This window comes from Truepera radiovictrix DSM 17093 (assembly GCF_000092425.1).
GTDB classification, from domain to species: Bacteria; Deinococcota; Deinococci; order Deinococcales; family Trueperaceae; genus Truepera; species Truepera radiovictrix.
Genome location: NC_014221.1, coordinates 2,150,456 through 2,175,825, shown reverse-complemented (window position 1 = coordinate 2,175,825; position 25,370 = coordinate 2,150,456). Strand labels below are relative to the sequence as shown.

The 25,370-nt window shown below is 67.6% G+C and carries 22 protein-coding genes; 10 read left to right on the top strand and 12 right to left on the bottom strand.

The genetic code is table 11. From position 1 onward, the window contains the following. Positions 1-261 precede the first annotated feature (261 nt). From TRAD_RS09985 to TRAD_RS09965, 4 genes are all read left to right on the top strand, one after another. Positions 262-1,281, top strand: coding sequence for an amino acid ABC transporter substrate-binding protein (locus TRAD_RS09985; protein WP_013178494.1), 1,020 nt, complete (start codon positions 262-264; stop codon positions 1,279-1,281). A 262-nt stretch (positions 1,282-1,543) separates the two neighbouring features. Beyond that, entirely contained in the window at positions 1,544-3,385 is a 1,842-nt protein-coding gene (locus TRAD_RS15315; protein WP_013178493.1) for an amino acid ABC transporter permease, read from the top strand. Between the two features lies 1 nt (position 3,386). Next, positions 3,387-4,613: an amino acid ABC transporter permease gene (locus tag TRAD_RS09970; RefSeq protein WP_013178492.1), complete on the top strand. Its 1,227-nt coding sequence runs from the start codon at positions 3,387-3,389 to the stop codon at positions 4,611-4,613. Between the two features lie 8 nt (positions 4,614-4,621). Next, entirely contained in the window at positions 4,622-5,416 is a 795-nt protein-coding gene (locus tag TRAD_RS09965) for an amino acid ABC transporter ATP-binding protein (protein WP_013178491.1), read from the top strand. On the opposite strand, the gene TRAD_RS16085 is transcribed toward TRAD_RS09965, so the two are convergent. From TRAD_RS16085 to TRAD_RS09945, 4 genes are all read right to left on the bottom strand, one after another. Then, complete coding sequence (locus TRAD_RS16085) at positions 5,364-5,609, bottom strand: hypothetical protein (protein ID WP_013178490.1); 246 nt, start codon at positions 5,607-5,609, stop codon at positions 5,364-5,366. The genes TRAD_RS09965 and TRAD_RS16085 overlap by 53 nt on opposite strands. Before the next feature lie 301 nt (positions 5,610-5,910). Further along, positions 5,911-7,263: a 30S ribosomal protein S12 methylthiotransferase RimO gene (gene rimO, locus TRAD_RS09960; protein ID WP_013178489.1), complete on the bottom strand. Its 1,353-nt coding sequence runs from the start codon at positions 7,261-7,263 to the stop codon at positions 5,911-5,913. Positions 7,264-8,110: 847 nt separating this feature from the next. After that, positions 8,111-8,770, bottom strand: coding sequence for a YceH family protein (locus TRAD_RS09950; protein WP_013178488.1), 660 nt, complete (start codon positions 8,768-8,770; stop codon positions 8,111-8,113). Beyond that, positions 8,767-10,005, bottom strand: a complete 1,239-nt coding sequence (locus tag TRAD_RS09945; RefSeq protein WP_013178487.1) for a bifunctional folylpolyglutamate synthase/dihydrofolate synthase — start codon at positions 10,003-10,005, stop codon at positions 8,767-8,769. Before TRAD_RS09945 ends, TRAD_RS09950 begins: the two co-directional genes overlap by 4 nt. Before the next feature lie 112 nt (positions 10,006-10,117). Between TRAD_RS09945 and TRAD_RS16360 the strand changes: the two genes are divergently transcribed. Then, entirely contained in the window at positions 10,118-10,750 is a 633-nt protein-coding gene (locus TRAD_RS16360; RefSeq protein WP_013178486.1) for a hypothetical protein, read from the top strand. A gap of 172 nt (positions 10,751-10,922) precedes the next feature. Here TRAD_RS16360 and TRAD_RS09935 read toward each other — a convergent pair whose 3' ends face one another. The 6 genes from TRAD_RS09935 to TRAD_RS09910 all read right to left on the bottom strand — a co-directional run bounded on the left by TRAD_RS09935 (position 10,923) and on the right by TRAD_RS09910 (position 17,950). After that, entirely contained in the window at positions 10,923-11,744 is an 822-nt protein-coding gene (locus TRAD_RS09935) for a hypothetical protein (protein WP_041947236.1), read from the bottom strand. Between the two features lie 27 nt (positions 11,745-11,771). Next, on the bottom strand, positions 11,772-12,569 hold the full coding sequence (locus TRAD_RS09930; protein WP_013178484.1) for a metallophosphoesterase: 798 nt from the start codon (positions 12,567-12,569) through the stop codon (positions 11,772-11,774). Next, positions 12,566-14,269, bottom strand: coding sequence for a RecQ family ATP-dependent DNA helicase (locus tag TRAD_RS09925; RefSeq protein ID WP_013178483.1), 1,704 nt, complete (start codon positions 14,267-14,269; stop codon positions 12,566-12,568). Before TRAD_RS09925 ends, TRAD_RS09930 begins: the two co-directional genes overlap by 4 nt. 261 nt (positions 14,270-14,530) lie before the next feature. Continuing rightward, entirely contained in the window at positions 14,531-15,655 is a 1,125-nt protein-coding gene (locus tag TRAD_RS15310) for a LysM peptidoglycan-binding domain-containing protein (protein ID WP_013178482.1), read from the bottom strand. Between the two features lie 314 nt (positions 15,656-15,969). Then, entirely contained in the window at positions 15,970-16,878 is a 909-nt protein-coding gene (gene aguB, locus TRAD_RS09915) for an N-carbamoylputrescine amidase (protein ID WP_013178481.1), read from the bottom strand. After that, positions 16,865-17,950: an agmatine deiminase family protein gene (locus TRAD_RS09910; protein ID WP_013178480.1), complete on the bottom strand. Its 1,086-nt coding sequence runs from the start codon at positions 17,948-17,950 to the stop codon at positions 16,865-16,867. Before TRAD_RS09910 ends, aguB begins: the two co-directional genes overlap by 14 nt. A gap of 100 nt (positions 17,951-18,050) precedes the next feature. Between TRAD_RS09910 and TRAD_RS09905 the strand changes: the two genes are divergently transcribed. Beyond that, positions 18,051-18,809, top strand: a complete 759-nt coding sequence (locus tag TRAD_RS09905; protein WP_013178479.1) for a 3-hydroxybutyrate dehydrogenase — start codon at positions 18,051-18,053, stop codon at positions 18,807-18,809. Positions 18,810-18,908: 99 nt separating this feature from the next. Here the strand turns inward: TRAD_RS09905 and gluQRS are convergent, their stop codons facing one another. Then, a complete protein-coding gene (gluQRS, locus tag TRAD_RS09900) occupies positions 18,909-19,919 on the bottom strand; it encodes a tRNA glutamyl-Q(34) synthetase GluQRS (protein ID WP_013178478.1) in 1,011 nt (336 codons plus the stop codon). 618 nt (positions 19,920-20,537) lie between these two features. Between gluQRS and TRAD_RS09895 the strand changes: the two genes are divergently transcribed. Genes TRAD_RS09895 through TRAD_RS09880 form a run of 4 tightly spaced genes read left to right on the top strand, consistent with a single transcriptional unit; the run spans position 20,538 to position 24,852 of the window. Continuing rightward, a complete protein-coding gene (locus TRAD_RS09895) occupies positions 20,538-21,938 on the top strand; it encodes a circularly permuted type 2 ATP-grasp protein (protein ID WP_221401595.1) in 1,401 nt (466 codons plus the stop codon). Next, a complete protein-coding gene (locus TRAD_RS09890; protein WP_013178476.1) occupies positions 21,938-23,035 on the top strand; it encodes an alpha-E domain-containing protein in 1,098 nt (365 codons plus the stop codon). Before TRAD_RS09895 ends, TRAD_RS09890 begins: the two co-directional genes overlap by 1 nt. Before the next feature lie 34 nt (positions 23,036-23,069). Next, positions 23,070-23,921: a transglutaminase-like domain-containing protein gene (locus TRAD_RS09885; protein WP_013178475.1), complete on the top strand. Its 852-nt coding sequence runs from the start codon at positions 23,070-23,072 to the stop codon at positions 23,919-23,921. 10 nt (positions 23,922-23,931) lie between these two features. After that, positions 23,932-24,852, top strand: a complete 921-nt coding sequence (locus TRAD_RS09880; protein ID WP_013178474.1) for a transglutaminase family protein — start codon at positions 23,932-23,934, stop codon at positions 24,850-24,852. A 251-nt stretch (positions 24,853-25,103) separates the two neighbouring features. On the opposite strand, the gene TRAD_RS09875 is transcribed toward TRAD_RS09880, so the two are convergent. Beyond that, positions 25,104-25,292 carry a hypothetical protein gene (locus tag TRAD_RS09875; protein ID WP_148221225.1) on the bottom strand — a complete coding sequence of 63 codons (189 nt, stop codon included), beginning with the start codon at positions 25,290-25,292 and terminating at the stop codon, positions 25,104-25,106. Positions 25,293-25,370 lie beyond the last annotated feature (78 nt).

The following is a 25,370-nucleotide window of genomic DNA, read 5'->3' as shown; positions in this document are numbered from 1 at the left end:
CTCACGAGAGGAGGGCTAAGCTGCGGTAGGGGTTCGCTATCTACGCCGCTGCACCCGGGTGGCCCATGCCCATGGCGCCGCGTCACCCGAAACGTGTACGGCGCACCGCATCATCTCAAACGGCGCGCCCCTTTTTGGTGTATTTTTATCCGGGGGCCCCCTCGCGCAGGGACAACGTGCGAAGCAGCGCCTGACAGCTTTACAAGGGGGCGGGCGAAACGGTAAGGTAGTCGGCAAGCACCAAACGTGAAAGGGGAAAACATGCGGAAATGGTTCGTCGGTAGCGCGCTATGTGTTCTTATCGCCTCCTTTACGGTCGCGCAGGCGCAGGGCAAACTCGCCGAGGTGCGTAACCGCGGTTCGCTGGTGTGTGGCGTCAACGACGTGCTGCCGGGCTTTGGGACGGTCAACGAGGAGGGTGAGCACGAGGGTTTCGACGTCGACTTCTGCAAGGCGATCGCCGCGGCCGTGCTCGGTGACGCGGACGCGGTGACCTACCGGCCGCTCTCGGCGCAGGAGCGCTTTACGGCGGTGCAGACGGGCGAGGTCGACGTGCTGATCCGCAACACCACCTGGACGAGCAGCCGCGACACCGAAGTCGGCCTCAACTTCGGCCCCGTCATCTTCTACGACGGCCAGGGCTTTATGGTCCGGCGCGATTCGGGGATCGAGTCGCTGGAGGACCTCGAGGGCCGCCGCATCGGGGTGCAGTCGGGCACCACCACCGAGCTCAACTTGGCCGACGTGATGTCGGCGCTCGACATCCAGTACGAGCCGGTGATCTTTGAAACCTCCGACCAGCTCGTCGCCGCTTACGACGACGGGGCGGTCGACGCCTGGACGACCGACAAGTCGGGGTTGGCGAGCCTGCTCATCTCGCTGAGCGACCCCGAAGAGCACCGCATCTTAGACGCGACCATCTCCAAAGAACCCCTCGCCCCGGCGGTGCTGCACGGCGACGACGAGTGGTACGACGTGGTGAAGTGGGTGATCTTCGGGCTGATGGAGGCCGAGGAGTACGGCATCACCTCTGAAAACGTGCGCGAGCTCGCCGAGACCTCGACGAACCCCAACATCCAGCGCATCCTCGGCGCCGAACCGAGCGCGGTCGAGCAGATCGGGCTCGAGGCCGACGCGATCGCTACCGCCATCGAAGCGGTCGGTAACTACGGCGAGATCTACGAGCGCAACCTGGGCGAAGGCACCCCCTTCAACATCCCGCGCGGCCTCAACGCGCAGTACTACGAGGGCGGGCTCATCTACGGCATGCCCTTTAGGTAAACGCGAAGCGACCAGAGGGTCCCTGATGGGGGCGGCGGCCCAGCGTCGCTGCCCCCGTTTCGGTTCTCGTAGCAGGTACGGCCTCTTGTCTAAGTATCTAAGCTGTGCATGCCCTTCGAGATGGTCTTTGCAGCAGCGTTCCGTGGCGCCGCCTCTCGCAGTAGCGGGAGCAACGACGCTACCGCCGACGCGGCGCGGGACGAGGGGGCTTAAACTGCAGCGCTGGGTTTAGGGGCGCACGGCGCCGAGGGAGGTGAAAAGCGTGGCAACGCGGTCGATACGGCCCACCGGGGGCAAAGAACGCATCCCGTTTTACCGCAACGTCAAAGTGATCGGTATCTTGGCGCAACTTATCTTTCTGGCCCTCGTGGTGATGGGCTTTTGGGTCCTCTACAACAACGTCACGACGGCTTTAGAGCGCGCCAACATCCCCGCCAACTTCAACTTTTTGCGCGCGCGCGCGGGTATCCCCATCGGCGAGTCGCCCATCCGGTACAACACCGCAGACACCTATGCGCGGGCGCTCTGGGTGGGGGTGTTAAACACCCTCAAGGTGTCGCTCGTCGGGGTGGTGCTCGCGACGCTCCTCGGCATCTTGGTGGGGGTGATGCGGCTCTCGTCGAACTGGCTGCTCCGGCAGATCGCCTCGATCTACGTCGAGACGATCCGCAACACCCCCTTGGCGGTGCAGCTGGTGTTCTGGTTTTTCGCGGTGCTCGTACCCCTGCCCCCGCGCATCTCGGGCCCTATCGAGCTCCCCGGCGGGGCGTACTTCAGCCAGGTTGGCCTGGCGCTCCCCTGGCTCTACCCGTCGTACAGCTTTTCGGCCTGGGTGCCGTGGCTCGTGGGCGCCGTGGCGCTCTTTGTCCTCCTCGTCTGGGTGCGGTGGGTGCAGATCCGGCGCTCCGAGCGCCCCGGCAACCCGTGGCTCTTGCCCCTGGTGGCGGCGCTCGGGCTCGCCGCCGTGGGCTACGTGGTGACCGAAAGGACGTCCGAGCTCCCGCCGACCTCTACGAACTACCTGCCGGACCGGGGGCGCGGGACCGTGTTCGTCGAGGGGGAGGGGGGCTCGTCGCGCTTTTTGCCCTACGCCGCTGTGCGCGTCACCATCCCCGAGGGGCAGCTGCGTGACATCACGCAGAGCTTTAACGAGTCGCGGCGCCGCGTCTACAGCTCCTTTCGCTTTCCGGCGCTGCGCGACCACGAAGTCGGCGCCGCCGAGGTCACCTTCGCCGACCCCGAGAGCGATGCGGCGTCGCGCCTCAGCATCCACTACCTCAACTTCCCGTCGTCGGGTTTTTTGTACGAAGACCGCAACGGCAACGGCGAGTACGACCCCGGCGAAGAGGTGAGCGAGGCGGGCACGGGGTTTAACGGCGTGCCGCTCGTGTTGACAGTCGAGAACTTTGAGCGCCGCGTGGTCGCCGACCGCAACGGGCAGTTCCGGATGCCGCAGTTCGAGCCGGTCGGCGCCGGGGGGGCGGCGGAGACGGCGGAGGCCGAGGCGGCGCCCCCGCCGGCGGCGTCGGCGAGCCCCGCGGCGCTCTTCGGAGCGCCGCGCACGCCGACCGCTAGCGGTGATGAGGCGGCGGAGACGGGGGCATTAGAAGCGACCGTCGAGGTGTTGCCGACCGGCCCCTTGGTGCTCAGCGTGCCGACGATCCCCCGCTCCGACTACGAGGGGGGCGTCCGGCTCACGGCGGCTTTTATGGCGCTGCTGTTGGGGCTTGTGATCTACACGGCGTCGTTTATCGCCGAGATCGTCCGCGGCGGGATCCAGGCGGTCAACAAAGGGCAGCGCGAGGCGGCCAAGTCGCTCGGATTGAGCGACGCGCAGACCTTTAACCTGGTCGTCTTTCCGCAGGCGCTGCGCATCATCTTGCCCCCGCTGATTAGCCAGTACCTCAACCTCACGAAAAACTCGTCTTTGGCGCTGCTAATTACCTACCCCGACTTTTTTGCGATCGGGCGCATTGTCGCCAACCAGACGGGGGCGACCGTGCCGATCATCTTGATCATCATCGCGGGGTACTTGACGATCAGCCTGATCTTCGCCTTTATCCTGAATATCGTCAACGAGCGCCTCGCGCTGGTGGAGCGTTAAGGTGGTCGCGCGTCCCCCCCCTACGGTGCAGACGGGCGCCGGCGCGTGGCTGCGCAAAAACCTCTTTAGCTCGCTGCCGAACGCGATCACCACGGTGCTCGTCGCGGCGCTTCTGGCCTGGCTCCTCTACGGGCTGCTCAGCTGGGTGTTCCTGGGCGCGTCGTGGCAGCAGGTGTGGAACAACCTCCGGCTCTTCGCGGTCTTTCGCTACCCCGCCGAACTGCTCTGGCGCCCGCTCGCCGCGGTCGGGGTGGGGATGCTGCTGCTCGGCCTTTCGGCGGGCGCCGCGACCGACGGGGTCGGGCGCATCTTCCGCGGGGTGTTCTGGCAGTTCGCTGCTCTGGTCTTTTTCCTCACGCTCGTGGCGCTGCTCTTTTGGGAGAGCGTGCGTTGGCCGTACGTCGGGGTGAGCGTGGCGACGGTGCTCGGGTTTGCCCTCGGCAGCGCCCTGCAGGGTTCGGCACCGCTCAAACGGGCGCTCCCCTGGCTCTGGGCGGCGGCCTTCGTGGGGGCGTTTTTCCTCCTCTACGGGCTGCCGGGGGTGCGTTCGGGCCCCTGGCGCGTCGTCCCGACCCGCGAGTGGGGCGGGATGATGCTCACCTTCGTGCTCTCGTTCGTGGGGATCGGGGTGAGTTTTCCCATCGGCGTCGCCCTCGCGCTGGGGCGCCGCAGCAAGCTGCCGGCGATCAAGCTCTTTTGCATCGCCTACATCGAGATCATCCGCGGGGCGCCCCTTATCTCTTGGCTCTTTATCGCCTCGCTCATGGTGCCCCTCATCTTCAACGTCGGTCCGGAGCGGGTGAGCGCGCTGACGCGGGCGCTGGTGGCGCTCACGCTCTTTTCGGCGGCGTACATGGCGGAGAACGTGCGCGGCGGGCTTCAAGCCGTGCCCAAGGGGCAGAGCGAGGCGGCGCGGGCTCTGGGGCTCTCGGGGTGGCAAGCGATGCGGCTCATTATCCTGCCGCAGGCGCTCAAGGCGGTGATCCCGGCGATCGTCGGGCAGGCGATCGGGCTCTTTAAGGACACCTCGCTGGTGCTGATCGTCGGGTTGGCGGACTTTTTTCAGGTGCACAACATCGTCGCGCAGCAAAACGCCTCGTTGCAGGTCGTCGGCGGTATACGCCTCGAGCTCTCCCTCTTTTTGGCCGTGGTGTACTGGTTTTTCGCTTACCGGATGAGTGTGGCGAGCCGGCAGCTCGAGAAAGAGTTGGGCGTCGGCACGCGTTAGGAGGAGAGATGGTTACGGTCGTCTCCGAAGCTAAAGAGACCAAAAACGTGCGCGCGGACGCCCCCGCGGGGGGGAGCCGCATCATCGAGATCGAAGGGCTCAACAAGTGGTACGGCGACTTTCACGTCCTTAAAGACATCAACCTGTCGGTCAACAAAGGGGAGGTGGTGGTGATTATCGGGCCGTCGGGGTCGGGCAAATCGACCCTGATCCGGTGCATCAACCGGCTCGAGGAGCACCAAGAGGGGAAGATCGTCGTCGACGGCATCGAGCTCACCGATGACGTCAAAAAGATCGATCAGATCCGCCGCGAAACCGGGATGGTGTTTCAGCAGTTCAACCTCTTCCCGCACCTGACGGTTTTGGACAACATCACCTTGGCGCCCATCCGGGTGCGCAAGTGGCGGCGGTCGAAAGCCGAGGAGCGCGCCCGCTACTTTCTCGAAAAAGTCGGCATCCCCGAGCAGGCCAACAAGTACCCGGGGCAGCTCTCAGGTGGTCAGCAGCAGCGCGTCGCCATCGCCCGCGCGCTCACGATGGAACCCAAGGTGATGCTCTTCGACGAACCGACCTCGGCCCTTGACCCCGAGGTGATCGGCGAGGTGCTGCAAGTTATGGTCAACCTGGCCAAAGAGGGGATCACCATGATCGTGGTGACGCACGAGATGGGCTTTGCCCGCGAGGTCGGTGACCGGGTGATCTTTATGGATAGGGGGCAGATCGTCGAGGTCGGCACGCCCGAGCACTTCTTTACGAACCCGCAGGAGGAGCGGACGAAGCTGTTTTTGTCGAAGATCCTCTAGCGGTCACCTCGACGCTCAGCTCCTGTGCGCGGCGCTTTTCAAGGGCGACGATCAGCCTGCGGTAGCGCCGCCGCACCTTGAGGCTCGAGCCTCGGTAGGTCACCACGTAACCCTCGGAGACGAGGCGGATGAGCGTGCCTAGGTCGTCGGCGCTCAGGGTGCGGCGGGGGGTGCGCGCAGCGGGCTGGGCCATCGGGTCGAGCTCCTTCGCCTTACCCTAAGACGCGCACCCCGTGCGGCGTGAGACGCACGTCACGCGCGCCGGATCGGTAGCCAGCACAGCCAGGTTACAGCCAGTCCTAGACGGGTCGCGTACACACCTTTCGGGGGTGCCGAGCGCCCCTTCGCGATCGGTGTCTCCTAACAGGTCACAGAACGTGCTACCGGTAGCCTCTCGGAACGTGCAGACCGAGCGGCCTCTTCTCTGCTTATCAAGGTGCGAGCGTCTCTAACCAGACGCTACCTGCTGCATAAACCGCTATAGGCGCCCGCGCTTAGGCCAGCGTCAGCACGTTCGGCCGCCACGGGACCTGCGAGACGACCTCGCCCGAGAGGTCATAGGCGGTCGCGCCGGTCACCTTGACCCTCACGATGTCGCCGATCTTGGTCGTCCCGTCGCCCGTAGCGAGCACGGTGCCGTCGATGCCGGGGGCGTCGGCTTTGGTGCGGCCGACGACCTCGCCCGGCAGCTCGCCGTAGTCGTCGACGATAACCTCGAGCACCCGACCGACCTTCGCCTGGTTTTTCTCCAAGCTGATGCGCTGCTGCACCGCCATGAGCCGGTCGAACCGCTCCTGTTTGACCGCTTCGGGTACCTGGTCCGGGAAGCCGTTGGCGACTGCGCCGGGCACCTCGCTATAGGTAAAGGCGCCGACGCGCTCGAGCCGCGCCTCTTGCAAAAAGTCCAGAAGCTGCTCGAAGTCCTCCTCCGTCTCGCCGGGGAAGCCGACGATAAACGTCGAGCGGATGGCGAGCTCTGGACAGACCGCGCGCCACGCCCGGATGGTCTTGAGGTGGCTCTCGGCGCCGCCGGGCCGCCGCATCGCTCTCAGCACCTTCGGCGAGGCGTGCTGCAGGGGCACGTCGAGGTAGGGGAGCAGCTTCCCCTCGGCCATCAAGGGGATGAGCTCGCGCACGTGCGGGTAGGGGTAGACGTAGTGCAGCCGCACCCACGCGCCCATGTCCGAGAGCTCCCGGACGAGCGGTACGAGGTGCGCCGCGACCTGCCGCCCCTGAAACGCGCTCTCGCGGTGCCGGAGGTCTACGCCGTAGGCGCTGCTGTCCTGGGCGATCACCAAGAGCTCTTTGGTGCCGCTCGCGACCAGGCGGTACGCTTCGTAGAGCACCTCGCCCGCGTCGCGCGACACCTGCAGCCCGCGAAGCTGCGGGATGATGCAAAACGCGCACTTGTGGTTGCAGCCCTCGGCGATCTTGAGGTACGAGTAGTGGCGCGGGGTGAGTTTGACCCCCTGAGGCGGCACGAGGCTGGTAAAGGGATTGTCATCGGGGGGCAGGACCCGGTGCACGGCCGCCATCACGCCCGCGACGTCCGCTTGGCCCGTCACCGCCAGCACGCTCGGGTGCCGCGCCATGATCTTTTCGGGGCGCTCGCCCAAACAGCCCGTGACGATCACCTTGCCGGTGTGCGCTAAAGCCTCTCCAATGGCGTTTAACGACTCCTCGACCGCCGGGGTGATAAAGCCGCAGGTGTTGACCACCACCACCTCGGCCTCGTCGTAGCTCGGCACCACGCGGTACCCTTCGGCGCGCAGCTGCGTCAAGATGCGCTCGGAATCCACCAGGGCTTTGGGGCAGCCCAGACTTACAAAACCGACTTTGCCAGACATGAAGACTCCAAACAAAAAAGCGCTCTCGGCGCTCGCGTAAAGCTGAGTATAGCGGGTGTTAGCCCCCCAGGAGGTGTCCGGGGAGGGGTGCGGTGGATCCCGTAGGCTCGAGCGACCTGTTTGGCCAGCGCCACGTCAGCTTCGCTGAAGTCGCGTTCGTGTCGTCGCCGCAACGCCTCTTTGGCGCGTGACGTCCCCGCTTGGGCGTCGTGATGGAAACCCTCGAAAGCCCGCTCGAGCCCGCCCCGCGAAAGCCCGTAGACGCATCTCACGGCGAGAAGGGCCGCGGTTGGGGCGGTGAGCAAGGCGCGATAGTCAGCGCGTGCGAGGTCCAGCCGAGCGCGGCGTCTTCGGGGTGCGTTTCGGGCGTCCGGTCGCGCAGGAGCGTGATCAAGCGTTCCCTGGGGTAGGTAGCTATGGTCACGAGGCTTGGCAGCGCGCCTCGCGCTCTGGAGAGGCGGGGACACCGCGCCACCGAGCGCGTCCAGCCCCCTAACTCGCGGCACAAAAAGAGGGCCCGAGCGCGTTGGGTGGGTCCGGCAAGGTCTGGGCCGGCCCGTTCAACGTTCCGTAGGGCACGGTGAACACGCGCGTCGCGTGCCCTTTCTGGGCCAGGTCGAGAAATGGGAACGCGCTGAGGTCGACCGCTGCGGGCGTTTCGGCGAAGCTAGCGCGGCGCGCGGTGTCGTCGAGGCCGTAAAGCAAACGGTTGGGGACCGCGAGCGGCGCGTCGGCGGGGAAGGTGTGCGCGTCTCCGAGCTTAAAGTGTCATGTCCCGCTAACGTGCGCTCGCTTTCGGCCAACCCCACAACGGTGTAGACACGACCTTGCACGAGGTTCACCGCCCCTATTCTCTAAAGTCATCGGCCGTCATAGACTCCTCGAGCCCCGCGTGCTGTAAGAGCCGCGCCACCTGCCGCTTGAGCGTCGCGACCTCCGCTTGCAGCGTCTCCAGGGTCGGGCCGTCGGTTGCAGGTGGCGTGGCAGCCGGGCGCGCTCTCGGTTTGGCCCTCTCCGGGTCTGCCCCGAGCAGGTGCACCCAGCGGGTCTGGCTCTGGCCGGGAGCGCGCGCTTCGGCGCGAGCGAGCGGGGGGCGGTGTTCGGCGAGCCGCCGTAAGCTCGCCTCGACCGCGGCGACGTCCGGGAAGTGCGTGTAGCGCTCCGTGCGGCTGCGCAGCTCGCCGGCGGTCTGAGGGCCGCGCAGCATGAGCACCGCGAGCACGGCGAGGTCGGGGCGCGAGAGGGAGAGCGCCTCCTCAAGGCGGTGCTGATGCTTGACCACGCGCTCGCTCACCCCTTGGCTCGAGCTCACCAGGCCGCGGTCGCGCAGCCCTTGCAGCGCCTCCTCGACGTCGCGCTCCGAGTAGGCGGTGACGGGGTCGCGGCTCGTCTTCTGGTTGCAGGCCAGCACGAGGGCGTTCAGTGAGAGCGGGTAGTTCTCGGGGGTGGTGTGCGCTTTTTCGAGCAGTGCGCCCAGCACGCGCACGGCGACGGGGGACAAACTCACGGGGAGAGTCTAGCAGATATCGTCCCCGAGGCACCTGCGCCAAGGGTGCTCTGCAGCAACAAGGGCCGCAGCTGCCCGGCGAGGTAGAACGACCCGGCGACGAGCACCTGAGCGCTTTTGGGAGCGCTCGACAACGCCTCCCGAAGCGCTTCTCGGGGCTCCGGGATGTGGTTTCGCCCCGGCTGTGCGAGCGCGCTCGGTTCCCCCTGGACGTCCGTGATGACGACCCGTTCGGCGTGCGGCTCCAGAACCCGCAGCGTCTCCTCGCCGAGCTTTTTGCGTTGGGCGCCGAAGACCAGCACGAAGGGGGGACGAGCGAGCTCGAGGAGCGCTTCTGCAGCGTCGGGGTTGTGCGCGCCGTCTAGCAAGACCTCGCGCCCGTGGAGGGAGAAGCGTTCGGCGCGCCCCGGCAGCGTCGCCTGGAGCCCCGTGGCGATGGCCGCTTCCGACACCCCCGCCAACCGGAGCGCCGCAGCGGCCAGGCGGGCGTTGCGCTCCTGGGTCGGCGAGCGCGGCGCGGCCCCGGTTGGCAGCTCGAAAAGGCGGCTTTTGGGGAGGTCGAGAAAGAGCGGGCTGCGCCGCGCCGAGGCGACCTCGGCGAGGACCGCGACGGCTTCGCCGGTGGCGCTACTCAAGATGGGCACGCCGGGGCGGATGGCGTCGGCTTTGTCCCGAGCGACGTCTTCGAGCGTGGGGCCGAGGGTGTCCAGGTGGTCGCGCCCGACGTTGGTCAGCACGACGCTCCGGACGTTTTCGAGGGCGCGGGTGGCGTCGTGCTTGGCGCCGACCCCCGCCTCGACCACCGCGACCTCGACGCCGCGGCGCGCGAAGTGCTCCAACGCCAGAGCGAGGGTCAGCTCGAAAAAGGCGGGGGGCGCGCCGGCGAGCTCGAGGGGGCCGCGCGCTTTAAGCCGCGCCACGAAGTCGACGACCTCGGCCTCGCTGACTGCTTCGCCATCTACGGCGATGCGCTCCCGAAAGTCCGAGACGTGCGGCGACAGAAACCGCCCGACCCGCACCCCCTCGGCCTGGTAGGCGGCGGCGAGCGCCGCCGCGACGCTCCCTTTGCCGTTGGTGCCGACGACGTGGATGACGTTGCGGGGCGAGAGGAGCCCTAGCTGCGCCATCAGCGCGCGCATCCGCCCGGCGCTGCGGGGGGCGCCCGCGCGGGTTTGGGCGAAGAGGTACTCGAGGCTGCGGGCGTAGTCCGGGTGGGGGGTGGAGGGGGTCGTCATGGCGGAGCGTTCCAGCATAGCGCAGGGCGGCGCCGCTGTGAAGCACCTGCTCGCTCGCGAGCTGCTACACTTTACGAAACGACGTTCTGTAGCACCGCGTTGGGAGGGACGTATGCTCGCGAGGTCGTGGCCGTGGCGTGAGGTGTGGGCGGAACCGAGGGGGGTGTTGCGGCGCGTTCGCGGCCTGCCGCTCTTGGCTGCGGCGACCGTCGCGGTGGTCGCGGGGGGGCTGAGCGGGGTGGTGGACTTCGCGAGCGAGACGTGGCCCGTCTTCGGTGGGGAGCCGCCGAGGCTCGGGGAGCGCGCCCCGTTAGTTTGGCCCCCGTTGCTCTGGCTGTGGGCGGCGCTGCAGGGGGCCTTGTGGGGCTTTATGACCGCGTTCGGCCTCGGGTGGCTCCTGCTGCGCTTCGGGCGGCCTTTGGGCGGCGGCGGCACCTACGCCGCGGTCGTGCACGCGCTCGCGTGGCCGCTGCTGGCGGGCTTTCAGGCGCGCCTGCTGCTCTTTGCCGTGGGCTTTGTCGGCGGCGCGCTTTTCGGGGACGCTTTTCCGGGGGCGGTCTCGGGCGTGCTCGTCCTCCTCTCCTGGGGGCTGTGGCTCTGGCTCGCGTTCGTCAACGTCGCCATGCTCTCTGAAGCGCACGGTTACCGCGCGCGCCAGGCGCTCCTAACCTTCGTGCTGGCGTTCGCACTGCTCGGGCTGCTCGCTGCGGCGCTTTCGGGGGTGCTGTACGCCGCTTTGGGTTAGCGGTACCCACAACCACGCACCGTAACGTGCAGGTCCACCCCGCAGAGGTAGCCAGGAGGTCATCTTCAAAATGTAAGTGCTAGAGGAAAGTTGGGCGGTTTGGAGCGTGGCTAACCGAAAGATACCTGCTACGGTCGCTGTGCTCCGCAGGGTGCTGCGGGGCGGAAATGCTCTAGGGCGTCTCTTTACGCCGGCGCCTGCCGCCCCGCCTGCGGCGCCGAGCGGGGCGGGCGCCGGGCGCGTGTTCGGGGCTTTCCGGCGTGAAAGGTTCCGGCACCTCGGGGAGCCCCGGCGGGATGCGAGCGCGTCCCCACTCCCTAGCGCTCTCCCTCGGGAGCGCCTCGTGCGCGATGCGCACCAAGAAGGCGTCGAGCAGCGCCCCCTCCAAACGCTGCGTGAGGCGCACGATGGGGTGCGGCGGAGCCGTATCGATGTAGACGTAGCTCGGCCCCGGTGAGAGGATGAGCGCGAACGCGCGGCGCACGCCGAGCGCGGTCTCGACCTCGGTGGGGGGATGGCGCTCGATGAGGACGTCTTTGCCGAGCATGGGGACGCGTTCGGTGGGCGCGACGTCGCCCGCTACAGCCTGAGCGACGTGCTGCCGAAGCCGGTAAAGGAGTCCCAAAGGGTCGCTGTAAGGGCGCACGTAGGGGACATCGGCCGCGTCGCTCTGCGCGCCGACGCGCCGCACCGCGCGCACGAGGCCGCTGCCCGCGTCGAAGCTGAGGTCGAAGGTGCGGCGCCCGTCGCGCGCCTCGGTGATTTCGGAGAAGCACACGCTCTGCAGCGTCGGCAGCTCGAGCCGGCTCGTCTGCGTGACCGTGTAGTGGCCGAGCGCGCCCTGGAGGAGTAGGCGCGCCTCGAGCGCCACCTCGCCGCGCCGCGCCGTGGTGCGTAGCAGTTGGCTCCCGACCGGTTTGCCGCCGCAGACGAGGGTGTAGGTGCACACCTCGGTCGCCGTCAGGGTGGACATAAAGGAGCCTGGAGCGGTCATGGGGTAGCTTATCACGCGCCCCGGGGCCTAGAGGCGCTCGCTAAAAAAGCACCCCTGCAGCTCGAGGCAAGGCCCCCCCTCGGTGAGGGTCAGCTCGAGAAAGGCGTACTCGTTGCGGTAACCGTTCATGTCGAGAAGCAGCGCCCGGCCGCGCGAGGCGAAGTGCACCCCGCCGCGCACGGGGGTGTGCCCGTAGACGCCCAAGCGGTAGGGGGTGGCGGCGAGCAGGTCGCGGTCTTCGAGGATCCAGTCGCGCCGGTTCTCGAGGTAAAAGCCCGCGTCGAAGCGGTTGTGCTCGGGGTAGGGGCCGACGTGGGCGAGGTGCACCCCGCCGAAGACGACCTCGCTGGGCCAGCTCAGGATCCAGTCGCGCAGCGCCGCGGGCAGCGGGTTGCCGTAGCCGGGGAGCCACTCGAGGTGGGCGAGGTCGTCCGAGCGCAAAGGGCCGCTCTCGCCGGTCGCGGCGCTGTAGTCGTGGTTGCCCATCAGGATCACCACCTGGCCGGGTGCCGCGTCGCAAAACGCCTTGAGGCGCCCTAAAAACGCCTCCTGTGCCCGCTCCGCCCGCTGCAGGTGCGGGGGGTGGAACTCGTCGTAGTGCCCCTCACCGATGAGCGCCGCGTAGGCGGCGCGGGTTTTGGCGTGCACGAGGTCGCCTAGGAGCACGAGCCGAGTCGCTGGGTCGCGCAGGGCAGCGGTCGGCTGACGCGCGGCGTCGGCGAGCCCGGCGCGCCGCAAGAGGTGCCAGAACTTGGCCTCTTGGGCGTGAATATCGCCGACGACGACGAGCTTATGGGGTTCGTGTGCGGCCTTCGGGGGGGTCACCGGGCGCTCACCTCGGCGCGCGCCAGCGCCCGCCGCCCCGCGGCGCTCGCGCGGTACCAGCCGAGCGCCGCGCGCACGTACCCCTCGCGCCGCAGCCAAGCTAGGAGCGCCTCGGTTTCCAACGGGGTGGCAAACGCCCCGTCGAGCGCGCGCCGCCGCCGCGGCCGCGTGCAGCGCCCCAGCACCCGCGCAGCGTCGCCGAGCAGCGGGGTGCGCCCCTCGGTCGTGCAGACGTCGCAGCGGCACGCGCCCCTTGGCGGCGCCTCGTCGCCGAAGTAGGCGAGGAGCTGCGCGCGGCGGCACCTGGGCGTCAGGGCGTAACGGCGCACCGCCTCCCAGAGCGCCGCTTTGGCCCTTTGCAGCGCCAAGGTGTCGGCGCGCAGCGCCTCGAAAGCCTCGGGCGGGGGTGGGGTGGGGCCCACCAGGGCGAGCGTGAGCGCGCCCCTTTGCCGCTCGAGCCGAATCACCTTGTGGCGTTCCAACAGCTCGAGCGCGCCGACGAGTTTGCCCCGGCCGAGGCCGAGCGCCGCGGCAGCCCCTTCGGCCGTGACCGGCGGCGCCGCCGCGCCGAACGCCCCGTGGTTGCGCAGCAGCACCCAGAGCCGCTTGAGGTCGAGCAGCGTGGGGGTGCTGAGCGCGACGCGCCGCGCTTGGCGCTCGAGCTCGCCGGGGCCGACGAGCAGGGTGCAGCGGGCGCTCTCGCCGTCGCGGCCGGCGCGCCCAGCCTCCTGGTAGAGGGCCTCGAGCGAGGTGGGCGGGTCGACGTGCAGCACGGCCTTGATGTCGGGTTTGTCGATCCCCATGCCGAAAGCGTTCGTGGCGACGAGAAGGGGCGCCCGACCCTCCAAAAAGGCCCGTTGCACCGCCGCGCGCGCCTCTGCCGCCATGCCCGCGTGGTAGGGGCGCGCCGCTATCCCACGGCTTGTGAGGTGCGCGCTGAGGCGCTCCACCCCCGCGCGCGTCCCCGCGTAGATGATGCTCGCTCCCGGCTGCGCGCGGAGGGCGTGCTCGACGAGCTGCAGCTTGAGGCGCTCAAAAGGCGCCCACCAGACGCGGTAGGCGAGGTTCGGCCGGTCGAAGCCGGTGAGGACCTCGAGGGGGTCTTCGAGCGCGAGCGAGGCTGCGATGTCGCGGCGGACCGCCGGGGTCGCGGTTGCGGTGAGTGCCGTCACCGGGGGTGTACCCAGCGCGCGCCGCAGCGCACCCAAGCGGCGGTAGTCGGGTCGAAAGTCGTGGCCCCAGCTCGAGATGCAGTGCGCTTCGTCCACCACAAGCCGCGCGACGCGTATCCGGACGAGGGCGCGCCGCAGCGCAGCGCTCTGCAGCCGTTCGGGGGAGAGGTAGAGGAGCCGCAGCTCAGGGAGCGCCCCAAACACCTGCGCCTGCTGCCTTTCGGTAAGCGCGCTCGTTAAGGCGGCGGCGGCGACCCCGCGCCGCTGCAACCTCGCGACCTGGTCGCCCATGAGCGCGATGAGCGGGCTGACGACGACCGTCAGCCCCGCGCCCTCGAGCGCGGGGAGCTGGTAGACGAGCGATTTGCCGGCGCCCGTGGGCATCACCGCGAGCACGTCGCGTCCGCTGAGGGCGCCGAGGATGGCCTCCTGTTGTCCGGGGCGAAAGTGCGTCAGGCCAAACGCCCGCAGAAGCTGCTGCGCGCGCTGGCGGTGCGTGTCGGGATCTAAGGGAGCCGGGGCCGCCATGAGCTTTAGTGTAAAGGTCTGTAAGCGAATGGCATCTAGGTGGCGTCCAGGTGACAGCTGATGCGGAGCGCGCCAACCTTCGAGACCCCCAGCGACGTCGCGCGTCGTGCAGGCGGTATGCCGCTCGCCCTGTAGGGTGAGGCTTGGGCGTCGTGAGCAAAGGGATGGGGTGTTTTGCGTGAGGGGCGAGCGAGGGTGTGGCGCGCAGGTCCTGCCGCAGCCCCCCGCATTCGCGCGCTACGCCTCATCCGCCTACTGGGTCTAGGGTAGCTGAGCGGTGCGCTCGAGGTAGGGCAGGGGGTCGACGGGCTGACCGCCGATGCGGATCTCAAAGTGCAGGTGCGGTCCGGTCACGCGCCCCGTCGCGCCGACGCGGGCGATCACCTGCCCCGCTTCGACCCACTGCCCGACCGAGACGAGCAGCTCGGAGGCGTGCGCGTAGTAGTACTCGATGTCGCCGTCTTGGATGATGACCAGGTACCCGTACCCGCCCAGCCAACCGCTATAGGTGACGGTCCCCGACATCGCGGCGACGATGGGGTCGCCGACGTCGCCGTCGATGTCGATGCCGTAGTGGTAGGTCATGCCCAGCAGGTTGCGGGGGCCGTAGTACGAGGTGATGACGCCCCGCAGCGGCCAGATGATGCCGGGCGCGCCGGCGTCGACGTTGGGTGACGCGGGGGGGATGAGGAGCGTCTCGCCGGGGTTGAGGATGTCGCTCGTAAGGCCGTTCGCGCTCATAAGGGCGTCGACGGTGGTGTTGTGGCGCGCGGCGATCTCCGAGAGCGATTCGCCGGCCGCGACGGTGACGCGCGGTTCGGCGCCACCCCCTTTGTCGGCCGTTCCGGCGCTCCCCGCGTAGGCGACCGGTACCGTCAGGCGGTCGCCTACGCGCAGCCTGGCCTCGGGGGAGAGGCCGTTGGCGCGGGCGAGCGCCTCGACGCTGACGCCGTGGCGGTTGGCGATCACCCAGAGCGACTCACCCCGCGCGACCTCGACCGTCAGGGGCGCGGCGGCCGCTTCGCTCGCCGCGGAGGGACGCTGCACGACGAGGGTCTGCCCGATCGTGATGCGCGTGTCGGTGAGGTTGTTGAGCGCCATAAGCTCCTCGACGGGCAACCCGACCGTTCGGGCGATGCCGCTCAGGGTGTCGCCCGAACGGACGGTGTAGCGCGCGGGGTCGGGGATGACCAGCGTCGCGCCCGCGAGCAGATCGGTACCCGAGAGGTCGTTGGCGGCCAGAATCGCCTCGACGGTGGTGTTGTGCGTTCTTGCTAGCCCCACTAGGGTGTCCCCCGGTTGCACGACGTACGTGGTTTGAGCTGCGGCCACCGTGACGAGCGTCAGTGCGGCGCCGAACGCGAGGACAGGGCGAGACCAGAACATCGCGTGCAGTGTAACAGATGGGCGGCGAAACTGTGAAGCTTCTTACATCTTCTTCTCATCTCAAACGCGCGTTTGGACCGCGCCCTCGCGCCTCGGCAGCGGGTGAGTAGGGTGCGCTCAGGCCGTTTGTCAGCAACCCCAGCACCCCCTGGATCGTCCGCACGTTACACCGACGCTGCGTCTTACACCCTACACGGCATAAAGTGTGAGGTTTTTTATAGCACCTTCACCCTTCGATACTCCGTAGCGGGCCTGCGGCCCCCGCTCGCGAGCCGCGCGCGCTGCGGTGAACGGTTTACTTTGCTTGTGTACTCTCATCTTTCTCGGGGTTGCGTTTCCCCGTCGAGCGTCAGGAGACGGCCGTAGAGCTCGGGGCGCCGGTCCCGGAAAAAGCCAAAGCCCGCGCGGAAGCGGCGCGCGGCGGCGAAGTCGAGGTCGGCGTAGATGACCGTCTCGCTGTCCCGGTCGGCCTCGGCGAGCTTCTCGCCCTTGTAGTCGCTGATAAACGACGAGCCGTAAAAGCGCGCCTCGCCCTCCTGCCCGACGCGGTTAGCCGCAGCGACGTAGACGCAGTTCGAGACGGCGTGGCCGAGCATCGCGCGCTGCCACATGTCGCGGGTCTCTAGGCCCCCCGCCTCCTGCGGCTCCGAACCGATGGCGGTGGGGTAGAGGAGCAGGTCGGCGCCCTGCAGCGCCATCAGGCGGGCGACCTCGGGAAACCACTGGTCCCAGCAGATCGCCACGCCGATCTTGCCGAAGCGCGTCCCCCACGCCTTGACCTCGGTGTTGCCGACGTTGAAGTAGTACTTCTCCTCGTAGCCGGGGCCGTCGGGGATGTGGCTTTTGCGGTAGACGCCCAGGGGCGAGCCGTCGGCGTCGAACATCATCAGGCTGTTGAAGTAGGCCTGGTTGGCGCGCTCGAAAAACGACACTGGCAAGACCACGCCGAGCTCACCGGCGAGCGCGCCGAAGCGCTCCAAAAAGGGGTGCTCGTCCACGGGGTGAGCGAGCGCGAAGAGGTCCTCGCGCTCGAGCTGCGGGAAGTAGAGGTTTTCAAAGAGCTCTTGCAGCAAGACGATGTTCGCCCCTGCTTGGGCCGCCTCGCGCACGAAGCGCTCGGCTTTGCTCAAGTTTTCCTCCAAGACGTCGCTGCAGCTCATCTGCACGACGGCGAGTTTGACGCGCCGGCCACTGGCTTTGAGCGCCTCTTTAGTTGCGTTCATCACGGTAGATCTCCCCCTCGGGTTGCTGCTGCGTCACGCAGTGAAATGAACCGCCGCCGGTGATCAGCGCGCGCGACGGCAGACCGATGACCTCGCGGCCGGGAAAGAGCGGCCGCAGGACCTCCAACGCGCCCTCGTCGTGTGGGTCGCCGTACTGCGGCACCACGACGAAGCCGTTGCCGATATAGAAGTTTGCGTAGGTCGGCGGCAGCCGCACCCCCTCCAGCTCCAGGCGCGTCTTCGGTAGCGGCAGCGGCACCACCCGGTAGGGGTTGCCCTCGGCGTCGCGCAGCCCCTCCAGCAGCGCCCGGTTGTGCGCCATGGTCGCGAAGTTGGGGTCGTCCTCGTCGGCCTCGACCGCGCAGACGATCGTCCGGTCGTCGGTAAAGCGAACGATGGTGTCGATGTGGCCGTCCGTGTGGTCACCCTCTAACCCCCCCGGCAGCCAGACGACCTGCCGGACGCCCAAGACGTCGCGCAGCAGGGTCTCGATCTCCCCTTGGGTCAGCTCGGGGTTGCGCGCCGGCGAGAGCAGGCACGAACGCGTGGTGAGGCAGACCCCCTGGCCGTTGAGCTCCAGCGATCCCCCCTCCATCACGTAGGGCACCGCGAAGCGGGTCATCCCGAGGGTCTTAGCGACGCGCTGCGGGGCGCGGTCGTCCTCGTCCCAGGGGGCGTACTTGCCCCCCCAAGCGTTAAAGCGCCAATCGGTGAGCGCCACCTCGCCTTTGGCGTTACGGATAAAGAGCGGGCCGTTGTCGCGGAACCAGACGTCGTTTAAGGGCATGCGGTGGAGGGTGATCTGCGCCATGGGGGCTTCCGCGCGCTCCAGGGCGGCGCGCGCGCTCGCCTCGGCTTCGTCGTCGCGCACGTTCAAGATGACCGGTTCGAAGCGGGCCACGGTGGCGACCAAGGCGGCGAACTCCTCCCGGACGGCCGCTAAGTGGCCGACCCAGAGGGCGTCGTCGAAGGGCCAGCTCGTCCAGGTCGCGGCGTGCGGCGTCCACTCGGGGGGCATGGCAAACCCCAGCGCGGCGGGGCGGTCGGTGAGGTCGGGTTTGGGCTCGGGCATAAGGGTCTCCAAAGGGGCAGTGTAGCCCGAAACGGCGATCTCGCGGGAGGGGTGAGCAACGAGCGGTTAGGATGGGGCGACGTTCTTTTTGGGAGGGAGCATGACGGAGAACCGAGTAGCGCTCATCACGGGGGGCGGCAGCGGCATCGGGCGGGCGTGCGCGGAGGCGCTCGCTACAAGCGGCGTCCGCGTCGCCGTGGTGGACGTTTCAGAGGGGGGGCAAGCGGTCGCGGAGGCGGTCGGCGGGCGGTTTTTTCAAGCCGACCTCACCGAGCGAGCGGCGTGCCGCCGGGTGGTCGAGGAGACCGCGGCGCACTTTGGCAGGCTGGACATCCTCGTCAACAACGCCGGCTTTCAACATATCGACCCCATCCCCGACTTTCCCGAGGAGACCTGGGACGCCATGTTGGCTCTGATGCTCCGCGCGCCCTTTTTGCTCACCAAGTACGCTTGGCCCTACCTGACCGCCGCGGAGCACGGGCGCATCGTCAACATCGCGAGCGCGCACGCTCTTACCGCGAGCCCCTTTAAGGCCGCCTACGTCAGCGCCAAGCACGGGCTTTTGGGGCTCACCAAGGTGACCGCCCTAGAGGGTGGCCCCTACGGCCTGACCTGCAACGCGCTCTGCTCCGCTTACGTCCGCACGCCCCTGGTCGACAACCAGATCCAGGACCAGGCCCGCACGCGCGGCATCTCGCCCGAGGAGGTCGAGCAGAAGGTGCTGCTCGAGAACGTCGCTATCAAAAAGCTCTTGGAGCCAGAAGACGTCGCCGCCTCGGTCGTGTTCCTCTGCTCGGAAGCGGCGTGGGGCGTCACGGGGTCGGCGCAGATGTTAGATCTGGGGTGGACGGCGCGGTAGCCTGCCAAAAGGGCTCCCCCGTGGGTCTGCTGCGTTGGCGGCGCCGTCCTGGACAACTGCCCGCCACGGGGTGTAGTGAGGCTCGAGAGCGCTCAGGCGCTAACGGCCGTAGAGCCACCCGAGACCCCCTTCGTCCAGGCGGAACGCCTCGCGTTGTAACAGGCCGACGTCGAACGACGCCGTGAGCTCCTGCGCGCTGACTTCGGTGGGTTCGGCGAGGAGCCCTAGGCTGTACGCGAGCAGCCCAACCACCCGTTCGGGCCGGACGCCCGCCGCTTTGAGCGCCGAGAGCGTCAGCGACCCCTTGCGTTTGGCCATCCGCGTCCCGTCCGCCTCCAAAAGCAGCGGCACGTGCAAAAAGGTGGGCGGCGGCGCGCCGAGCGCCCGGTAGAGCAGCAGCTGCGTGCCGGTGCTCGGCAGGAGGTCGTCGCCGCGCACGACGTGCGTGATACCCATCTCGAGGTCGTCGACCACCACCGCGAGCTGATAGGCCCACTCGCCGTCGGCGCGCCGCACGACGACGTCGCCCACGTCGCGCTGCGCGTCGAACGTGGCGCTGCCCGCGAGCAGGTCGGTAAAGGCGACCTGACCCGGTGGGGCGCGAAAGCGCAGGCTGGGCGCCTTGCCCGCCCCCCGCTTCTGGGCCCCTAAGCGTTCGTTGAGTGCCCGCTGCGCAGGGCCGTACACGGGGGCCGCGCCGTGCGGCGCGCTCGCGAGCTCCTGCAGGTCTTTGCGCGACAGGTAGCAGGCGAAGAGGTGGCCGGCGGCCTCGAGCCTCGCTAGCGCCCGTTCGTAGCGTCCAAACCGCTCGCTCTGCCGGTAGGGGCCGCAGGGGCCGCCGACGTCCGGCCCCTCGTCCCACGTGAGCCCCAACCAGCGCAGCTCGTCTAGGTTGGTCGCGACGAACGCTTCACGCGAGCGCTTCGTGTCGAGGTCTTCGACGCGCATCACGAACGCCCCACCCTGCGCGCGGGCGTGCCAGAAGGCGACGAGCGCCGTGCGGGCGTTGCCGAGGTGCAGGGCGCCGGTGGGGGAGGGGGCGTAGCGGCCGCGCGGCTCCCTTTGCAAGTGGGAGGGGGTGTGGGGCGCGGTGGCGTCGCTCGGCGGCATCGCCTCTAGTCTATGCGACGTGTGGCGCCGCCGCGAGCCCCCCTCAGCCACCTTGGGATGCGCGGCGCGCTTGGGTTTGGCAGGTCTGACAACCGGTTGGGCCGCTCAGCCTCCACCTCTAAAAGGTGGGGTTGTCTGGAGCGTCCAAACACTCTGGTTCAGGTTGTGCGAGCGGAGGGTCAGTACAGGACACGGGTCGACGCTGCCCCACAGACGGTGCGCTACAGCGTGTAGACACCCTCCACGCGCAAGCGCCGTGCAGGTCCCTAAACGTTTCGCGTTGCCCATGCTGGTGACCTGGTGACCTCGTCAACCGACACCGTGCCCGCTACGCGCGCGTTCAAAGGCCAACCCGGCATTGAACCCTTACTTTTACTGCGCAATGTTCCCGGTAGAGAGGACGTCTTATCGGTTTTGGGGTGACGTTTCTCGGAAATGCGGGCGTTTACGTACCGCTTGCTCCAGTCAAAAGGACACGTGCTATTATTTTCTATGCCGGCTGCTCCCCCCTCCTCGCAGTCACCCAGTCCGGATCTCTTTGGGTCCTACCCGGTGGGGGCTGCCTTCGACGAGGCGTTTGAGGCGCCCGGGTCGCCCAGGCCGCACTACGCGGGGCTGGTGGCAGGCTTTAACGCTTACGGCTCGCACGAGTTTAGGCGGCGGCGCGCGCTCATTGACCTGACCTTGCGCAACCAGGGCATCACCTTTACGGTCTACGGCGACGCGCAAGGCACCGAGCGCACCTTCCCCTTCGATCCGTTTCCGCGAGTTATCCCCGCGCACGAGTGGGCGCACCTCGAGGCGGGCCTGATTCAGCGGGTGCGAGCGCTCAACCTGTTCCTGCGCGACATCTACTTCGAGCAGGAGATCCTGAAAGACGAACGGGTGCCGCGGCACCTCGTGCTCAAGCACCCGCACTTTCGCCCCCAGATGAGAGGGGTCGCGCTGCCATATGGCGCCTACACGCACGTGGTCGGCTGCGACCTCATCCGTGACGAGGCGGGGACCTACCGCGTCTTGGAGGACAACCTCCGCTCGCCGAGCGGGGTTTCGTACATGCTGATAAACCGCACGGTGATGGCGCGCACCTTCCCCAAGCTGATGATGGGGTGCCGCGTGCGGCCTATTTCGCACTATTCGACGGCGCTCTTTGAGTGCCTGCAGAGCCTCTCGCCGCGCGACGTCTCCGAACCCACCATCGTGGTGCTCACGCCGGGCCAGTACAACAGCGCCTACTACGAGCACAGCTACCTCGCGCAGCAGATGGGGGTCGAGCTCGTCGAGGGGCGCGACCTCTACTGCGACGAGGGGCGCGTGTGGATGCGCACGACCCAAGGTAGGCGGCAGGTCGACGTCATCTACCGCCGCATCGACGACGACTTTTTAGACCCCCTGACCTTCCGGCCCGACTCCGCACTCGGGGTGCCGGGGCTGATGGACGTCTACCGTTCGGGCCGCGTGGCGCTCGCCAACGCGGTCGGGACGGGGGTCGCCGACGACAAGGCGATGTACGCCTTTGTCCCGGAGATGATCCGCTACTACCTGGGTGAAGCGCCCCTCCTGCCGAACGTCGAGACCTATCTGGGGAGCGACCCCGAGAGGCTCCCCTACATTCTCGAAAACGCCGAACGGCTCGTGATCAAAGAGGTCGGCGGGGCAGGGGGATACGGCATGTTGGTCGGCTCCGAGGTGGACGCGGCGGCGCGCGAAGCGTTTCTCAAGAGGGTGCGGGCCAACCCCGGCAACTACATCGCGCAGCCCATCGTAGCGCTTTCAACCCACCCCACCTACTTCCCGGACAGCGGCGTGTTGGAGCCCTGTCACGTGGACTTGCGGCCCTACATCCTTTTCGGCGAAACGCCCGTGGTGATGCCGGGCGGGCTCACCCGGGTCGCTCTAAAGCGCGGCTCGTTGGTCGTCAACTCGTCGCAGGGGGGCGGTTCGAAAGACACTTGGGTGTTAGACGACGGGGCGGACGACGAGGAACTTGAGAACCCGAGTGAGGAGGGGGGGCGCTAGTGCTCAGTCGGCTGGCTGAAAACCTCTACTGGATGGGGCGCTACGTCGAGCGCGCCGAGAACACCGCGCGCCTTCTAGACGTCAACTACCACGCGATGGCCGAAGCGCCCTACCTGTTTAAGGGGCTCGTCGCCGAGCAGTGGGCGCCCCTACTGACCATGACCGGCAACGAGGCGAAGTTTCGCAGCCACTTCGAACGGGCCGACCGCAACACCGTCCCCGAGTGGCTCACGCTGCATCCGGACAACCCCGGCAGCATCCGCTCGAGCCTCACCGCCGCCCGCGAAAACGCCCGCACGCTGCGCGACCGCATCTCGTCGGAGATGTGGGAGGTCCTGAACCGCGCCTACTTCACCCTCTGCGCGGCTCCGCAGGGGGATGAAGAGGGGATGCTCCACGACTACTGCGAGGGGGTGCGCGAGGCGAGCACGCTCTTTTTCGGCACCGCCGAGGCGACATTGCCGCGCAACGAGGGGTGGTACTTTCTCGAGGCGGGGCGCTATTTGGAGCGCGCCGACAACGTGCTGCGCATCCTTATGGTGCGTTACCGGCAGTACCGGGGTCAGGAACCTTTGGTGCGCGGCGTCGAAACGCACCGCTCGATGGCGCTCCTTAAGTCCATCAGCGCGTTTGAGGCGTTTCGTAAAAGTTTTCATGGGGCTCTAGAGCCGCGCCGCATCGTCGGGTTTCTCCTCTTGGATCCGACCTTTCCGCGCAGCGTGCGCTTTTGCGCGCGCGCCCTTTTTGAGGCCCTGCAGGAGATCGAGGCGCGCAACCAGGGGGTCTCGAGCGAACCCGCGAGGCTCGCGGGCTGGCTCTACGCACGGCTCCACTACATGGAGAGCTTCGAGCAGATTACCGAGCGCGAGGACCCGAGCATGGAAACGCTCCTATCCGACTTCGCCGCGATTTCGGACGTGACCACGAGAGCGTACTTCAAAAACCTCCCGGCGCCTCTGCGCCCGGTTCAGAGCCAATGGCAGCAGGGGCTCGGTCAGGTTCAAACGCAGGTACAGGGGGGGGCTCGGAACCAAGCTCAAAGCCAGGTGCAGGGTTCGGGAGCGCAGAGCCAAACGCAGAGCCAGCGTCAGTTTTAACGCTCAAAGCTTCGATGAGCGGAAAGGGAGCGTCATGCGTGTCCGTGTCGGCTGTGAACTCGTCTATGAAGCGCAGTACGAGGTACCTCTCATGACCATCGTGCGCCCACGCACCGAGAGCCGTTACCACAAACTCGTGTCGGAGCACCGTGAAACCGAACCCGCGGGGGCGCTGCACACCTATACCGACACCTTCGGCAATGAGGTGTGGCGCACGGTGGTGTCCCCGGGGTCGCTACGCCTCTTTTGCGACGCGGTCGCCGAGGTGCCAGCGACCCCCGACCCGGTGCTCCCCGACCTACCCAAAACACCCGTCGCCGAGCTGCCCGACGAGGTCATGGTCTACACCCTACCGAGCCGCTACTGTCAGCTCGAGTTCTTTATCGCCGACGCTTGGGAGATGTTCGGGCACATTGAAGGCGGTTGGGCGCAGGTGCAGGCGATCTGCAACTGGCTACACGCCAACATCCGCTACCAAGCGGGCAGCACCCCCGCGACGAGCGCGTTTGAGGCCTACCGCGAGCGCCGCGGCGTCTGCCGCGACTTTGCGCATCTGGGTATCGTCTTCTGCCGCGCGCTCAACATCCCCGCTCGCTACGTTTCGGGCTTTTTACCGGATATCAACGTCCCCCCCGATCCCGTACCGATGGACTTTCACGCCTGGTTCGAGGCCTACTTAGATGGCGCGTGGCGCACCTTCGACGCGCGGCATAACCGCCCGCGCACCGGGCGGGTGCTCATCGCCTACGGCCGCGACGCCGTGGACGCGGCCTTCTCGACCTCGTATGGCGCAGCGCGCCTAAGCCGCATGAAGGTCTGGGCGGACGAGGTGCCGGACACCTTCGTGCTACCGGAGCGTTCGCCGAGCGCAGAGGGCGTGCGCTAACGCCTTGCAGATGGTCACGCCCCTACACGCTGACCTCGGCGCCGAGTTGCCGAGCGCTTTTATCGACCCCAAGACGGTGCGCTGGCCGGAGGTGCGGCGCGTCCATCAGGCCCTCTACCAAGTGTTTCACTACCGCTATCCGGGCCCTATCGAAGCGCTGAGGCACCGCCTGCTGATCACCCCGCGCGCCGAATATGGGGGCCAGACCTTGCAGGCCTTTCGGCTTTCGGTGACCCCCGAGGTCGAGGTGACGTGCCGCCAAGACCCCTTTGGCAACGCCGTGCTCGAGGCGCAGGCGGGGTATCTGCCGCACGAGCTACGCTTCGAGTCCCTGAGCACGCTGTGTTGTAACGCTCAGCTGCGCCCCGTAAGGGTTACGGCTACCGATGCCGAGCGCTTTTTGGCGGCGACGCCGCTCACGACCGCCGACGCACACATCAAGGCGGTGGCGCTCGAGTTGCGCGCCACCTACGCGGGCGCCCTGACGTTCGCCGCGACTGTAAACGACTGGGTGCACCGCCACATGCGTTACGGCTTTGGGGTGACCGACACCCGCACCCCCGCCGCAAAGGCGCTCGCGGGTGGGGTAGGGCTCTGTCAGGACTACGCGCACGTGATGATCGCGCTTCTCCGCGCTGCTAAGGTGCCCGCCCGCTACGTTTCGGGACACTTGTTAGGCGAAGGCGGGTCGCACGCTTGGGTCGAAGTGATCCTGCCAGACGGAGACGGTTACGCCGCCTACGGTTTCGATCCGACCAACCGTCGCTGCCCCGGACCGGACTACCTCACCGTCGCCGTGGGTCGCGACTATAGCGACGTCGCGCCGACTTCGGGAACGTTTCGTGCTCCTTACGGCGGTGAGCTCAGCTGCAGCAAGCGCGCGGGCCTGACGGCGGTCGAGTACGAAAGCGGCGAGGTGCTGCGCCCCTAAGCGTTGCCCTCGCGTTGACCCCTACGTCTAGGCGTGGGCGCTCTTGCGGGGAGTTGCTAGCGGCAGCTTCCCAAAACGTTGCTCAAAAGCGTCTCAACGACCCATGAGACGCTTTGTCTGCTAAGGCTGTGCGCGAGCTGGGCGCACAAGGTGCGACGCCCCCGTTTGGAAAGCCGTCTTCGAGACGCGTTCTGACCACCTTGGAAGGTGCGCGCTTAGGGTTTTCGGGTGAGGGCGCAGCTAACCGACTTTTACGGGCCCTGCTCGTTGACATCATAAGGGTCTAGCACTTCTGTCGCCTCGAGCGCCGCGCGGTTCTCGCGGAGCTTTTTCTCACCCAAGCCGTCCGGGTCGGCGTCGCGCTCGAGGTTCTGGTCGCCGTCACCTTTCGGGCCGGGTCGCCTAGGCGCGTCGTCCGACGGGGTTTCGGGATCTTCCACCATGACGCCTCAAAAGCTCTGCGCCGCACGGCTGTAAGTCCCGTGCGGCGCGCTGCGTGACCTCAGGTGAAAGCTGGG